This window comes from Amycolatopsis silviterrae, assembly GCF_042684085.1.
Lineage (GTDB): Bacteria > Actinomycetota > Actinomycetes > Mycobacteriales > Pseudonocardiaceae > Amycolatopsis > Amycolatopsis silviterrae.
Genome location: NZ_JBHUKS010000047.1, coordinates 1 through 961 on the forward strand (window position 1 = coordinate 1; position 961 = coordinate 961).

Sequence of the window (961 nt, forward strand, 5' to 3'; positions counted from 1 at the left end):
CGGTGGGGTTGGCGAACGCGGTGTAGCCGGTCTCGGCGACCTCGGCCGCCCAGACCCGGGTTCCGGTTTCCTCGTCGAGCACGGGCGTGGCGTACTCGACGGTTGTCCATTCTTCCTCGGCGATGCCCTCGATCGCTGCGCGGATCGGGGCGCGCTGGGGCATGGTGATCGAGAAACACGCTCCGCCCTCGACGGCCGCGCGGACCAGGGAGCCGACGTAGTAGCCCGAATCGGCTCGCACCAGCAGTTCCCCTGTGGCGCCGGCCGCGCGGGCGGCGCGCAGCGCCTGCCGCGCGAACGAGGCGGCCTTGCGGCGGGTGTCGGCGTCGCCGCCGCGCAGCCGGGTCGCCGCGATCACCGGCGCCGCGATCGGTGTCGAGAGGGTCGCGGCGAGGACGTTGTAGCCCAGAACTTTGGTGTAGCCGTAGTCCGCGCCGGTCTTCCGGCGCCCGTAGACCTGCTTGATCTTCGAGTCCAGGTCCAGGACCGCGTACTCGCCCGCCCCGGGCAGGAGCCGGGGCCCGGCCTGCCCGGCCAGACGGGCCAGCACCTGCGCGGCGAACGCCTCCAGCGCCCCGGCGTGCCCGATCTCGAACCCGCGCAGGAACGTCCCCAGCGTCGACGGGGCCCGGACCCCGCGGAACAGCCGGTCCGCCGCGCCGCGGCGCAGCACGTCCAAGTCGTCGATGCTGTCCGCCCCGGCGGCCATCCCGGCCACGATCGACAACAGCTTCGCGCCCGGGTTCGCCCCGGCCGGACCGGGAATCCGGATCCGCTCCGCCGCCAGACCGGCGAACCCCACGTTCTCCGCCAGCCGCAGCAACGGCAGCAGCCCGGCATGGGACACGACACTCCGGTCGTCGAACCGCGCCGACACCGCGGCCCGCGTATGAGATGCTCGCATCCAGCAGATGCCCTCTCGCTCAAGGTTTGTTGTTCCGTCGCAAGAACAACCATCCCA

Annotated in this window: 1 protein-coding gene; it reads right to left on the reverse strand. The window is 72.6% G+C overall.

Features of this window, described 5'->3' with window-relative positions:
• A partial coding sequence (locus ACFSVL_RS46595) for a transposase (protein WP_378314612.1) occupies positions 1-904 on the reverse strand: 904 nt, incomplete at its 3' end.
• Positions 905-961: the final 57 nt, after the last annotated feature.